This window comes from Kribbella sp. NPDC026596 (assembly GCF_040638415.1).
Lineage (GTDB): Bacteria > Actinomycetota > Actinomycetes > Propionibacteriales > Kribbellaceae > Kribbella.
In genome coordinates, this window is sequence record NZ_JBEZYF010000014.1 from 22,524 (window position 1) to 35,271 (window position 12,748).

Annotated in this window: 14 protein-coding genes; 4 read left to right on the top strand and 10 right to left on the bottom strand. The window is 67.9% G+C overall.

The features are described 5' to 3' along the window. Positions 1-8 precede the first annotated feature (8 nt). The gene (locus tag AB0E63_RS14080) at positions 9-986 is read left to right on the top strand and encodes an endonuclease/exonuclease/phosphatase family protein (RefSeq protein WP_360365291.1); all 978 of its coding nucleotides are present in this window, start codon (positions 9-11) and stop codon (positions 984-986) included. Here the strand turns inward: AB0E63_RS14080 and AB0E63_RS14085 are convergent. Continuing rightward, a complete protein-coding gene (locus AB0E63_RS14085) occupies positions 970-1,881 on the bottom strand; it encodes a DUF2785 domain-containing protein (RefSeq protein WP_360365293.1) in 912 nt (303 codons plus the stop codon). The two genes, AB0E63_RS14080 and AB0E63_RS14085, sit on opposite strands and share 17 nt — an antisense overlap. A 104-nt stretch (positions 1,882-1,985) precedes the next feature. On the opposite strand from AB0E63_RS14085, the gene AB0E63_RS14090 reads away from it, so the two are divergent. After that, the gene (locus tag AB0E63_RS14090) at positions 1,986-3,479 is read left to right on the top strand and encodes a histidine kinase N-terminal domain-containing protein (protein WP_360365295.1); all 1,494 of its coding nucleotides are present in this window, start codon (positions 1,986-1,988) and stop codon (positions 3,477-3,479) included. Between the two features lie 86 nt (positions 3,480-3,565). On the opposite strand, the gene AB0E63_RS14095 is transcribed toward AB0E63_RS14090, so the two are convergent. Beyond that, positions 3,566-3,817, bottom strand: coding sequence for a WhiB family transcriptional regulator (locus tag AB0E63_RS14095; RefSeq protein WP_012922773.1), 252 nt, complete (start codon positions 3,815-3,817; stop codon positions 3,566-3,568). Positions 3,818-4,269: 452 nt separating this feature from the next. Here AB0E63_RS14095 and AB0E63_RS14100 point away from each other — a divergent pair, with 452 nt between their 5' ends. Further along, a complete protein-coding gene (locus AB0E63_RS14100) occupies positions 4,270-4,680 on the top strand; it encodes a hypothetical protein (RefSeq protein WP_360365297.1) in 411 nt (136 codons plus the stop codon). Positions 4,681-4,685: 5 nt separating this feature from the next. Here the strand turns inward: AB0E63_RS14100 and AB0E63_RS14105 are convergent, their stop codons facing one another. The 8 genes from AB0E63_RS14105 to AB0E63_RS14140 form a co-directional block, all read right to left on the bottom strand. After that, entirely contained in the window at positions 4,686-5,480 is a 795-nt protein-coding gene (locus AB0E63_RS14105) for an RNA polymerase sigma factor SigF (protein ID WP_360365299.1), read from the bottom strand. Next, positions 5,477-5,869: an anti-sigma regulatory factor gene (locus AB0E63_RS14110; protein WP_360365301.1), complete on the bottom strand. Its 393-nt coding sequence runs from the start codon at positions 5,867-5,869 to the stop codon at positions 5,477-5,479. The genes AB0E63_RS14105 and AB0E63_RS14110 overlap by 4 nt, the downstream gene beginning before the upstream one ends. 211 nt (positions 5,870-6,080) lie before the next feature. Next, the gene (locus tag AB0E63_RS14115; protein WP_360365303.1) at positions 6,081-6,899 is read right to left on the bottom strand and encodes an amino acid ABC transporter ATP-binding protein; all 819 of its coding nucleotides are present in this window, start codon (positions 6,897-6,899) and stop codon (positions 6,081-6,083) included. Continuing rightward, positions 6,899-7,861 (bottom strand): amino acid ABC transporter permease, encoded by a 963-nt coding sequence (locus AB0E63_RS14120; RefSeq protein ID WP_360365305.1) that lies wholly within the window; start codon positions 7,859-7,861, stop codon positions 6,899-6,901. The genes AB0E63_RS14115 and AB0E63_RS14120 overlap by 1 nt, the downstream gene beginning before the upstream one ends. A 7-nt stretch (positions 7,862-7,868) precedes the next feature. Beyond that, positions 7,869-8,774, bottom strand: coding sequence for an ABC transporter substrate-binding protein (locus AB0E63_RS14125; protein ID WP_360365307.1), 906 nt, complete (start codon positions 8,772-8,774; stop codon positions 7,869-7,871). Between the two features lie 177 nt (positions 8,775-8,951). Beyond that, entirely contained in the window at positions 8,952-9,707 is a 756-nt protein-coding gene (locus AB0E63_RS14130) for an amino acid ABC transporter ATP-binding protein (protein WP_360365308.1), read from the bottom strand. Then, on the bottom strand, positions 9,707-10,534 hold the full coding sequence (locus AB0E63_RS14135) for an amino acid ABC transporter permease (protein WP_360365310.1): 828 nt from the start codon (positions 10,532-10,534) through the stop codon (positions 9,707-9,709). Before AB0E63_RS14135 ends, AB0E63_RS14130 begins: the two co-directional genes overlap by 1 nt. Then, positions 10,531-11,379 carry an ABC transporter substrate-binding protein gene (locus AB0E63_RS14140; RefSeq protein ID WP_360365312.1) on the bottom strand — a complete coding sequence of 283 codons (849 nt, stop codon included), beginning with the start codon at positions 11,377-11,379 and terminating at the stop codon, positions 10,531-10,533. The genes AB0E63_RS14135 and AB0E63_RS14140 overlap by 4 nt, the downstream gene beginning before the upstream one ends. Positions 11,380-11,550: 171 nt before the next feature. Here AB0E63_RS14140 and AB0E63_RS14145 point away from each other — a divergent pair, with 171 nt between their 5' ends. After that, positions 11,551-12,747, top strand: a complete 1,197-nt coding sequence (locus AB0E63_RS14145) for an NADP-dependent malic enzyme (protein WP_360365314.1) — start codon at positions 11,551-11,553, stop codon at positions 12,745-12,747. Position 12,748 lies beyond the last annotated feature (1 nt).

A 12,748-nucleotide genomic window follows, 5' to 3' on the forward strand; every position in this document is an offset into this window, starting at 1 on the left:
GGTGGTTCATGGATAACGAACGCGCATGGTTCATCCGGCGGGTCGTCCTGTCCGTGTTGTTCGTCGCGGTCGTTGCCGTTCCGCTGTATCCGGAGCTGTTCGGGCTGGACGAGGTCACGCCGTTCGCCCAGCTGGTCGCGTTCCGGCCGCAGGGGCTGGCCGTGGTCCTGCTGCTGGCGCTTCTGATGCTGATCCGGCGGGGCTGGCGGATCGCGGCCGCGCTCGTCGCCGTCCTGGCGCTGACCGGGGGAGCGCTGACCGCGCCGCGGAAGTTCTCCGACGCCCGGCCCGCGCCGGCGGGGTCCCGGGTGCTGACGATCATGGTGGCCAACGTGCTCGGCGGCGGGGCGGACGCCGGGGACGTGGCCCAGGTGATCCGGGAGCGTCACCCGGACCTGGTTTCGTTGCCCGAGGCACAGGTCGACGTCCGGGAGGAGATCCGCGCGCACCTGCAGGGCCTTGATTACCAGGGGTACACGACCCAGCCGGCCAAGGCGGTGGAGAGTGCGACCAGTGTGCTGGTGTCGTCGTCGCTCGGCGCGGTGGCGTTCGACGCGGAGGACGGTACGGCGTTCGGTCACATCGTCGTGACCGGTGGCACGCTCGGTGACATCCGCCTGATCGCGTACCACGGGTTCCCGCCGCTGCCGGACGCGGTGACCACCTGGAAGCAGGACCTCCAGGTGCTGCGGCAATGGTGCTCCGAGGATCCGCCGACGATCGTGGCCGGCGACTTCAACGCGACCCTCGATCACGCGGAGTTCCGGCACGCGCTGGGCGGCAACTGCCGCAGCGTGGCCCCGACGGTGGGCGATGGACTGGTGGGGACCTGGCCGTCCGATCAGCCGGCGGTGGTGCGGACCCAGATCGACCATGTGGTGGTGACCCGGCAGTTCCAGCCGGGCGGGTTCACGACGTACGCGATCGCGGGCACCGATCACCGGGCCGTCGTCGCGACAGTCGCCGTACCTACGACTGGGGGTTAGTGGCGGGGCGGTAGATGTACGGCTGTGACGCCTGCACCGATTCGGTCAGCATCAGCAGCAGGTCGGCGCGGGCCTCGATCGGCCGGCCGAACAGGTCGTCGTCGCCGGGGATCGGGAAGCCCTTCACACCGATCGCGAGCTGGCTGAGCAACACGTGCAGAACGCCGCGGGCGTTGAACACCGAGGGTGTCGGCCACTCCGGCAACGTCTCGTGCATCAACGGCTGCTGCGCCGCGGTCGCCGCGATCGGCTTGAGCCACCGCTCGAGCTCGTCACTGGTCAGCATGTTCCGGTGCAGGATCGTCATCACCGCATGCGCGACGCGGTCGTGCTCCTCGTGCACCCAGCGGTACTGCGTGTCCTTGACGATCCGGTCCGCGAGGACGTCGAGCAACGCGCGCAGTACGCCGGCGTCGCAGTGCCGGGAGCGGGCCAGGGCACCGATCGCATCGGCGCCGTGGGCAACGGCATGCGCCCAGCCGCAGTCCGGTACGAACCCGCGCAGGTCACGCTCGCGCAGCAGCCAGGTGGCCAGCCGGTCGCCCCAGCGCATCACCACCTCGTCGTGCACCAGGAACTCGGCGTTGTCGCGGTGGATCACCTCGGCCAGCGTCAGTGCCGTGAACGACCGGCGGAAGACCGTGTCGGTGCCGTCCTCACCGAGTCCGTAGTTCAGCCCGGCGCACAGACCGTCCCCGAACCCCGGCAGGAGATCGTCGTACACCCCGCGCTCCAGCCAGGTCGCGAGCGTCGGGTAGGCGAGCGCGTCGCGGACCTGCGGGTTGGTGCTGGCGAGGCCGCGGACGAGCTCCTCGGTGAGGTCGGTGAGAGCGCGGTCGTGCGGCACCGCGTAGTCCGCGGCCATCACGTCCTGCCAGTACGTCGACGACTCCACCAAAGCATCCTTTCATCCGTGCCTGATCAATCAACACCTACATACACCTAGTTGTCGAGCGGACCACCGCAGGTACTGGTATAAGCCATCGGTAGCATCGGAGCGTGCCGTCTCTGACAGATGTGGCTCGCAACCACACCACCCTGGACCAGGCCGACCTGGATCGCCTGCAGCTGCTCGTCTCGGACTGGCAGATGCTGGCCGACCTGTCGTTCGCCGACCTCGTGCTCTGGTTGCCCGACACCGAGGGGCTCGGGTTCTGGGCCGGGGCGCAGATGCGGCCCACCACCGGGCCTACGGCGTACCTGGACGACATCGTCGGGAGCTTCATCCCGCGCGGCCGCCGGCACCTGCTCGACCAGGCGTACGACGGCGGCCGGATCTGCCGCGAGGGCGACCCGGAGTGGCGCGACGACGTCCCGGTCCGGGTCGAGACGATCCCGGTACGCCGGGGCACCCGGGTGATCGCGGTGATCGCGCGCAACACCAACCTGCTCGGTGTCCGGACCCCGTCCCGGCTGGAGATCGCCTACCTGCAGAGCGCCACCGACCTGGCCCGGATGATCACCGACGGCATCTTCCCGTACGGCGGGGAGCGGCTGCTCTCCAGGACGCCACGCGTGGGCGACGGGTGTATCCGGGTCGATCGGCACGGCATGGTGACGTTCGCCAGCCCCAACGCGTTGTCGGCGTACCGGCGAATGGGGCTGGTCACCGACCTGGTCGGGAGCCGGCTGAAGGACATCACCGGTGAGCTCATGCACAGCGGGCACAAGGTCGACGACGTCCTGGCGTCGGTGCTGACCGGGCGCGCGGCCAAGGAGATCGAGATCGAGAACTCCGAGGCCACGCTGTTCCTGCGCGCGATCCCGCTGCGGGCGGACGGTCAGCACGTGGGGGCGCTGATCCTGCTCCGGGACGTGACGGAGCTGCGGAGCCGGGAGCGGGAGCTGGTCACCAAGGAGGCGACCATCCGGGAGATTCATCATCGCGTCAAGAACAACTTGCAGACCGTCGCCGCGTTACTCCGGATGCAGGGCCGGCGGATCTCCGTGCCGGAAGGCCAGGCGGCGCTGGCCGAGGCGGTCCGGCGGGTCGGGTCGATCGCGATCGTCCACGAGACGCTGTCGGAGTCCTTCGACGAGCACGTGGACTTCGACGACGTCGCCGACCGGATCGCCCTGATGGTGGCTGATGTGTCGACGGTCGACACCTCCGTGGAGACGCGTCGTAGTGGGAGCTTCGGTGTGCTGGACTCCGAGATCGCGACCCCGCTGGCGATGGTGCTCACCGAACTCATGCAGAACTCGGTGGAGCACGCGTTCGGCCGGCGTGCTGACGAGGAGGGCGACGGCGGCGAGGCGACCGGTTCGATCGAGCTGGCCGCCGAGCGGTCCGTCGGCCGGCTGCACGTGACGGTCGTGGACGACGGTCAAGGGCTGCCGGCGAACTTCGATTCCGAACTGTCCGGGAACCTCGGGCTGTCGATCGTCCGCACCCTGGTGATCGGGGAGCTGGACGGAACCCTGGAGTTCGGCCCGCGCCACGACGGCAAGTCCGGAACCCAGGTGACCCTGGATATCCCGGTCAAGGAGTAGCCGCTTCAAGGAGGAGTGGCCACCTCGACCGGTGGCCGGGAAAACCAAAGGCCCCGCGGATCCCGCGGGGCCTCGACGATTCGTGCTCAGGCGGTGCGGATGCGGGCGCGGGCGTTGCGGCGCTTCAGGGCGCGGCGCTCGTCTTCGCTCAGGCCACCCCAGACACCGTGATCCTGGCCGGCTTCCAGCGCCCAGGCGAGGCACTGCTCACGCACGTCGCAGCGACGGCACACCTGCTTGGCCTCCTCGATCTGCATGATCGCGGGCCCGGTGTTGCCGATGGGGAAGAACAGTTCCGGGTCCTCGTCGAGGCATACGGCCCGGTGGCGCCAATCCATGGCGGATCCCATCTCTCTCAGTAGTTGTCGTTCGCTGTCGGGTAGGTCTGGTGCCCGATCAGCGGCTGCTTACTCATTGCTCGTCTCGCAACGGGGGGTTCGCGGTGCGAGATGTTCGATCCAGGTCCGCGTTGTGAACGTTTTCACGAACGACACCATGTTCCCAATCTCAGGTGAGTGAAACAAGGGTTCTGGAGTTGTCGATCAGATCACAACACTTCCTTAACACTCCGAACCGGCGCACAGCGGTTCTCTCCATCCGTTTATCGGACAGAAGGCCCCTTCTGCGGTCGCCCGTTCACTGCAGGTAACCGTTCCGACCACCTTTTGGTTACGCACAACCTCAAATCCCTGTGGGGCTGGGGTTCCGCGACCCGAACCGGGCTCGCGGAAGAGTTGGTGGTCGTCCTTGTGCCCGAAGTACCCACGGCACCGGGCACTAAGCTGGCGAAGTGCCGACCGACTCCCCAGCTGCCGCCGTACCGAGACCGCTCAAGCTAGCCGCGGCTGTGGTCGCTGCGGAAGGGCTTGTGCTCATCGTTCTTGGAATTGCCGAGGCATTTACGATCCACGGCGACCGTCTGGTGCTCGGTCTGACCACGGCGGCGTTCTTCATCGCGTACGGCGCGGGCCTCGGATTCGTCGCCCGTGGGCTGTTCCGGGCGTCGACCTGGAGCCGGGGGCCGGCCGTGTTCGCGCAGCTGATCCAGCTGCTGGTCGCCTACAGCTTCTGGGGTGGGTCCACCAAGGCCGTCGCGATCGCGCTGGCGGTCGCGGCCGTCGGCGTACTGGTCTGCTTGTTCCAGAAGGCGTCCACGGAGGCCCTGGCCGACAACCCGGCCAAGGACCACCCGGTCCTGTAGGGCTTTTACTCCTTCAGCAGGCCGGTCCGCAGCTCGGTGAGGGTGCGGGCCAGCAGCCGGGAGACGTGCATCTGGGAGATGCCGATCTCCTCGGCGATCTGCGACTGCGTCATGCCGCGGAAGAAGCGCAGCGTCAGGATCCGCTTCTCCCGGGTGTCCAGCTGGGCCAAGAGCGGTTTCAGGGACTCCCGGTACTCGACGCTCTCCAAGGCTTCGTCCTCGCCGCCGAGCCCGTCCAGGACCGTGGTGGCGTCCGCTTCGTTCTGGTCGGGGGCGTCCAGGGACAACGTGTTGTAAGCGTTGGCGGACTCGAGGCCCTCGATCACCAGGTCCGGCGACAGGCCCAGCCGCTCGGACAACTCGGCCACTGTCGGCGCCCGGCCCAGCTGCTGGGTCAGCTCGGCCGTCGCGGCGGTCAGCGACAGCCGCAGCTCCTGCAGCCGCCGCGGCACGCGGATCGCCCAGCCCTTGTCCCGGAAGTATCGCTTGATCTCGCCGAGGATCGTCGGCGTCGCGTACGTCGAGAACTCCACCCCTCGGTCGGAATCGAAGCGATCGATCGCTTTGATCAGCCCGATCGTCGCCACCTGCACGAGGTCGTCGTACGGCTCACCCCGGTTCCGGAAGCGGCGGGCCAGGTGCTCCACCAGCGGCATGTGCAGCGCTACCAGGCCGTCCCGGGCCGCGGTGCGTCCCGGCGTACCGGGACCGGCTGCAGCCATCGCGCGGAACAGTTGGGCGGTCCGGGTGCGGAGATCCGGAGTTTCCTGGGGCTCGCCCAGGGTCTGGTCGTCGGTCACGCGTTCTCCGCGGCGGTGGCGGTTGCCGTCACGGTGATCGTGAGCCGGTCGTCGATCATCTCGGCGGCCACCGACTCGACCAGTGCGGTCAGCACGGTCCAGCCGAACGAACTGGTGTCCGGACGCCAGCCGTCCGGGACCAGGGCGCTCGTCCGCACGGTGATCTGCGGAGGGTCGATCTCGAAGACGCAGTCCAGCACGCCGTCGGCCGCCTGCGGCAGCAGCAGCGCGCACGCCTCGTCGACAGCGATCCGCAGATCGTCGATCGCGTCCACGGTGAAGTCGTTGCGAGCAGCCAGGTTGCCGACCACCGATCGCGGTACGGCGATGTAGGCACTGTCCGCCGGAATGCTCAGGCGGACCTCGGCGGATCGTCCGGTGCTGCTCACGCTGCCTCCCTCGTGTCCGGCGCGGCCGATCGGCCCACCACGCCGTACATCATCCAACCTGAAGGCCTTCGATGCACGGTCAGAGGGTCCGTCGGAAGGTCATGGGGCCTCCCGCCCTGGACTGAGGAGCGCAGCGACCGGAGCGACGAGGGAAGGGCGGGAGCCAAGGCCCCATGACCACGCCGAGCCGGAGGCGAGGCCAAAAGCGCTGTTACGGGTGCTCGTGTTCTGAGCGGAGGCGGGCCAGGAAGGCCTGCGTCCGCGAGTGTTGCGGGTTTCCGATCACGTCCTTGGGTGGCCCGGCCTCGACCACCACGCCGCCGTCCATGAACACGACGGTGTCGGCGACCTCCCGGGCGAACGACATCTCGTGGGTCACCACGATCATCGTCATCCCGTCCAGCGCCAGCTCGCGCATCACCGCGAGCACCTCGCCGACCAGCTCCGGGTCGAGTGCCGAGGTCGGCTCGTCGAACAGCATCAGCTTCGGCTGCATCGCCAGCGCCCGGGCGATCGCGATCCGCTGCTGCTGACCGCCCGACAGCTGTGCCGGGTAGACGTTGCAGCGGTCCGCGAGCCCGACCCGGTCGAGCAGCTTCATCGCCCGCTCCCGGGCGGACTTCTTCGACTCGCCCTTCACCTGGGTGGGCGCCTCGATGATGTTCTCCAGCGCGGTCTTGTGCGGGAACAGGTTGAACCGCTGGAAGACCATGCCGATCTCGCGCCGCTGGGCCGCGATCTGCTTGTTCGTCAGGCGATACAGCTTTCCGCCGCGGTCGGCGTACCCCATCAGGTCGCCATCCACCCAGATCCGGCCGCCGTCGATCGTCTCGAGCTGGTTGATGCAGCGCAGGAACGTCGTCTTGCCCGAGCCGGACGGCCCGAGCAGGCAGACCACCTGACCGCGGTCGACGTCGAGGTCGATGCCCTTGAGTACTTCGATGTGGTGGAAGGACTTGGTCACGTTGACCGCGTGGACCAGGGGTTGGGCCGAAGGTGTGGCCGTCTCGGCGGCCGCCGCTTCAGTCATCACGCACCTCCCGCGCCGGCCGGGCGGGCGGCCCGCGGCGCCTTGGTTCCGAAGCCCCGGCCGAAGTGCCGCTCGAGGAAGTACTGGCCGACCATCAGCACACTGGTCGCGGCCAGGTAGTACAGAGTCGCGGCGACAGCGATCGGGAACGTCTTGTAGTACGTGCTTCCGATCGACTGCAGCTGGTAGAACAGCTCGCCGATCACCGGTACGGCGAGCAGCAGCGAGGTGTCCTTCAGCATTGCGATGGTCTCGTTGCCGGTCGGCGGCACGATCACCCGCATCGCTTGTGGCAGTACCACGCGCCGCATCACCTTGCCGCTGCCCATCCCGAGCGCCTCGGCGGCCTCGGCCTGGCCCTTGTCCACACTCATGATCCCGGCCCGGGCGATCTCGGCCATGTACGCCGCCTCGGACAGCCCGAGCCCGATCACACCGGCGACCAGGCCGGTGAAGACCTGGTTGGCGTCCAGGTTCAGGAACCGCCAGTCACCGGACAACCCGAGCCAGTCGATGATCTTGTAGTCGAACGGCACCCCGAACGAGATGCCCGCCGGGAACAGCACTCCGAGCGTGCCCATGGTGAACAGCAGCAGGTAGCGCGGGACGCTGCGGAAGAACCAGGTGAAGGCCCAGGACACCCCCGCCAGGATCGGGTTGTCGGACAGCCGCATCACGGCCAGCAGGACACCGCCGGACACCCCGACGATCATCGACAGCACGGTGACCAGCAAGGTGCCCCTGATGAAGCCGTTGATCACCGGCTGCTGGTTCATCGCCTGGAAGACGAAGCGCCAGTCGAAGGCCTTGTTGGTCACCAGCAGGTGGATCAGCATCGCCAACAGGACCGCGATCACGGCGATGGCGACCCACCGCCCGGGATGCCGGACCGGTACAGCGTTGATCGCGCCCGGCCGGTCGGCAGCCTCAGCGGCCGGGCGCGTTTCGGTGTCAGTGCTCATGGTCAGCTCACGGGTTCACGGCGAAGTCGGTGATCGCACCCGAGTCGTTGTTCCACTTCTGCAGCGTGCTCTTGTAGGTGCCGTCGGTGTTCAGCGACTTCAGCGCGTCGGCGATCGCCTGCGCGAACGCGGTCTCCGCCTTCGGGACGACATAGCCGTACGGCGCGGCGTCGTAGATCTGACCGAGCTGCTCGAGCTTGTCTCCGGTCTGCTGGATCGCGTACGCCACGATGGGGGAGTCGGCCAGCATCGCGTCGGCCTTGCCGGCGACCAGGTCCGAGTTCGCCTGGTCCTGCTTGTCGCGGACGACGAGCTTGATCTCGGGCTTGCCCTCGGCCTTGCACTTGGCCTGCCGCTTGGGCAGGTCCTCCTCGAGCTGCACCGTTCCCTTCTGCACCGCGACGGTCTTGCCGCACGCGTCGTCGGCGTTGACGCCCTTCGGGTTGCCCTTCTGGGTCGCCCACAGCGTGCCGGCGTTGAAGTAGCTGACCATGTTGACCTGCTGCTTGCGCTTGTCGTTGATCGTGAACGACGAGATGCCCATGTCGTACTTGCCGCCCTGGACACCGGTGATGATCGTGTCGAACCCGGCCGGCTGCCACTCGACCGTGACGCCGAACTTCTTCGCCACGGCGTCGAACAGGTCGACATCCCACCCGACGACCTTCGTGCCGCCTTGCAGGAACTCGTTCGGCGGGTAGCTGGCGTCGACGCCGACGACGATCTTTCCGGCGGACTTGACCTTGGCCGGCAGCGCGTTGGCCAGGCTGGGGTCCGCGCTGACCGGGGCGCTGGAGGGTGCGCTGGTCGGGGCGCTGGTGGAAGACCCACCTTCGAGCGAGCTCGAACCGCAACCGGCGGCGGCGAGAACCAGAACGCCCGACAGTACGAGCGTCCTTCGCAGAACAGACATCTGCTCCTCCAAACCCGGGCACCGATCGATCCCGGCGCCATGTGTCCGCATCTTGACACAGCCGCATGCCTACGGCGCACGGACCAACGCGGAATGGAGACCTTTTCGTAGTCGTTGCGGGCGTCACGCGTGCGGCCCGTCGACAGCCCGGACACGCAGCGTGACGACGTACGGCGTTCAGGTCGCCGGCTCGACGTGGGTCGGGTCGAGGACGCGGCGGAGGAAGGTGCGGGTGCGCTCTTCCCTGGGATCGCCGATGACCTCGGCGGGCGGGCCCTGCTCGACGATGACGCCGCCGTCCATGAAGACGACGCGGTCCGCGACCTCGCGGGCGAAGGCCATCTCGTGGGTGACCACGAGCATGGTCATCCCGTCCAGGGCCAGCTTGCGCATCACCGTGAGTACGTCGCCGACGAGCTCCGGATCGAGCGCCGAGGTCGGCTCGTCGAACAGCATCAGCGCCGGGTCCATCGACAACGCTCGGGCGATCGCGACCCGTTGCTGCTGACCACCGGACAGCTGCGCCGGATACGCGGACATCTTGTCGGTCAGGCCGACCCGTTCCAGGTTGGCCCGGGCGACCCGGTCGGCGTCGGCCGGGCTGCGCTTCAGCACGGTCCGCTGGGCGATCGTGCAGTTGGCCAGGGCGGTCAGGTGCGGGAAGAGGTTGAACTGCTGGAACACGATCCCGATCTGCTGCCGGGCCGCGTCCAAGTGGCAGTCCGGGTCGGTGATGTCCTCACCGCGGACGATCACCTGCCCCTCCTGCGGCTGTTCGAGCAGGTTCACGCACCGCAGCAGCGTCGACTTGCCCGAACCGGACGGCCCGATCACACAGACGACCTCGCCCTGCTCGACGGTGAAGTCGATGCCGCGCAGGACGTGGTTGCTGCCGAAGGACTTGTGCAGGTTCTTGATTTCGACCAGTGCCATCAGCGGGCCCTCGCTGCTCGGGCCTCGAGCCGGCGGACCAGGATGCCGAGCGGGAGGGTGATGATCAGGTAACAGAAGCCGGCCGTGATCAGCGGCGTCAGGTTCGACTCGCTGTTGGCCAGCTCGCGGCCGAACCCGGTCAGCTCGTTCCCGCTGGTCGACACCCCGATGATGAACACCAGCGAGGAGTCCTTCACCAGCAGGATCAGGTCGTTGGCCAGCGGCGGGAGGACGATCCGGAACGCCTGTGGCAGCACGATCTTCCGCATCGCCAGCCCGGCCGGCATGCCGAGCGAGCGGGCCGCCTCGATCTGCCCTCGCGGCACCGCCTGGATGCCGGCCCGGATCACCTCGGCCATGTACGCCGCCGCCACGATCCCGAGCGCCAGCCAGACGACGCCGTACGGATCGAGCGGGACGGTCATGCCCTCGAACGCCAACGGCAGCAGGCTGAACGCGATGAACACCACGATCGCCGGCAGTCCCCGGAAGAACTCGATGTACGCCGTCGCCAGCCAGCGGTACGGCCCGACCGAACTGAGCCGCATCAGGGCCAGCACGGTGCCCGCCACCAGACCGATGACGAACGCGCCGGCGGTGTACTCGATGGTCTTCAGCAGCGCCTGCGGCAGACCCTCGGTGAGCGCGGTCTTGATCAGCGCGGGCCGGAAGAAGACGTCGCCGATCTGCTGCCAGTCGGCCGCGAAGATCGCGACCAGCACCAGGACGATCAGAACGGCGTACTGGACGATCCGCCACCGCTGGGCCCGCTGCCGGGGGCTGAGCCCCGGCCGGCGGGCCACGGTGGTCTGTTCGGGCGCGCTCACTTCTTCGGCTCGGTCTTGAACCACTTCTTGTAGATCTCGTTGTAAGTGCCGTCGGACTTCGCCTTGGTCAGCAGCTCGTTGAACTTCTCGACGAGCTTGATGCCGCTCGGGTCGTTCTTCTTCGCGGCGAAGCCGTACTGCTCACCGGTGTCGAACTCGGCGACCACGGCGGTGTCCTGGTTCTCCGACACGAACGGGTACAGCACGCCGTTGTCGTTGATACCCGCCTCGACCCGGCCGGACTTCACGTTGTTGGTCTGCAGGGTCAGGTCGTCGAACGTGACCACCTCGTACCCGTTCTCGGCCTTGTGCGCGTTCGCGTAGTCCTTGCCGGTGGTGTCGGCCTGGACGCCGACCTTCTTGCCCTTCAGGTCCGCCAGCGTCTTGTACGGCGAGTCCTTCTTCACCAGCAGGACCTGGGTCGCGTCCATGTACGGATCGGTGATCGCGAGCGCCTTCTGCCGGTCCTCGCGGATCGTCATCGCGCCCATGCCCATGTCGCACTTCTTCGCTGCGAAGGCCGCGCCCGAGGTGATCTGGGACCACTCGATGTTGACCACCTCCTGCTCGATGCCGAGGTCCTTGGCGACCAGGTCGAGCAGGTCCACGTCGAAGCCGACCACCTTGCCGCCGTCCTTGTACTGGAACGGCTTGTACGGCAGGTGGGTGCAGACGGTCAGCTTGCCGGGCTTCACCAGCGTGATGCCGGCCGCGGCGGCCTTGTCGCCGGAGGTGTCACTGCCCTTGTCGTCGCTGCCGCAGGCGGTCACCGCGAGCGCGAGGACGGCGGCCGATACGGCGGCCACGGTCCGGCGACGGGGGCGGAGGGTGGAGACGATGTTCATCGCGAATTCTCCTCGGCGTGGTGGGGGAAACCGCATCCTGGCACAACCGCCGGTCCTTGGTCCGGATGTGGGACCCCTCACAGCAGACCAGTAGCCTGTGTGGTTTACTGCTACGCACGGGCGATCCCCTGCTTTTGAACACTTATCCCCAGTTTTCGCGAAAGGGCTCTGATGGTCGCCCAGCCATTCTCACCTGAGGTTTCCGACCCATTTGCCGGTGACGCCGTCTTCGAGCTGCACCGCGCCGGCAAGATCGAGGTCACGTCCTCGATCCACGTCCGCGACGCCGACGACCTGTCCAAGGCCTATACCCCCGGCGTCGCCCGGGTCTGCACCGCGATCGCCGAGGACCCGTCCCTGGTCCGCCGCTACACCTGGACGTCCAACGTGGTGGCGGTCGTCACCGACGGCACCGCGGTCCTCGGCCTCGGCGACATCGGGCCGTCCGCATCGCTGCCGGTGATGGAAGGCAAGGCCCTGCTGTTCAAGGAGTTCGGCGGCGTCGACTCGGTGCCGATCGCCCTGGACTGCACCAACGTGGACGAGTTCGTCGAGACCGTCGCCCGGATGGCGCCGTCGTTCGGCGGGATCAACCTGGAGGACATCTCCGCGCCGCGCTGCTTCGAGATCGAGCGGCGGTTGAAGGAGCGGCTCGACATCCCGGTGTTCCACGACGACCAGCACGGTACGGCGGTCGTCGTACTCGCGGCTCTGCGGAACGCATTGCGGGTCACCGGCAAGTCGATCAGTGACATCCGTGTGGTGATCTCCGGAGCCGGAGCGGCTGGGGTCGCGTGTGCTCGAATCCTTTTGCAGGCAGGGGTTGGCGACCTGGCGGTCGTCGACAGCAAGGGCGTGCTGCACGAGGACCGCTCGGATCTGAACCCGGTCAAGCTTTCGCTGGCGCGCGACACCAACACCGGTGGGCTTTCAGGCCGGCTGGTCGATGCGCTCGCGGGCGCTGACCTGTTCCTCGGTGTGTCCGGTGGGACCGTGCCCGAGGAAGCGATCGCGCGGATGGCCGATGACGCGATGATCTTCGCGCTGGCGAACCCGAACCCCGAGGTGCACCCGGACATCGCGCACCGGCACGCCGCCGTCGTCGCGACCGGTCGCTCGGACTTCCCGAACCAGATCAACAACGTCCTCGCGTTCCCCGGCATCTTCCGCGGTGCGTTCGACGCCAACGCGTCCCGCATCACCGAAGGCATGAAGCTGGCCGCCGCGGACGCCCTGGCAGGCCTGATCGCCGAAGCCGACCTCCGCCCCGACTACATCATCCCGTCCCCCTTCGACGAGCGCGTAGCCCCCGCGGTCGCGGGCGCAGTCGCCGCCGCGGCCCACACCGACGGCGTAGCCCGCGCCTGAC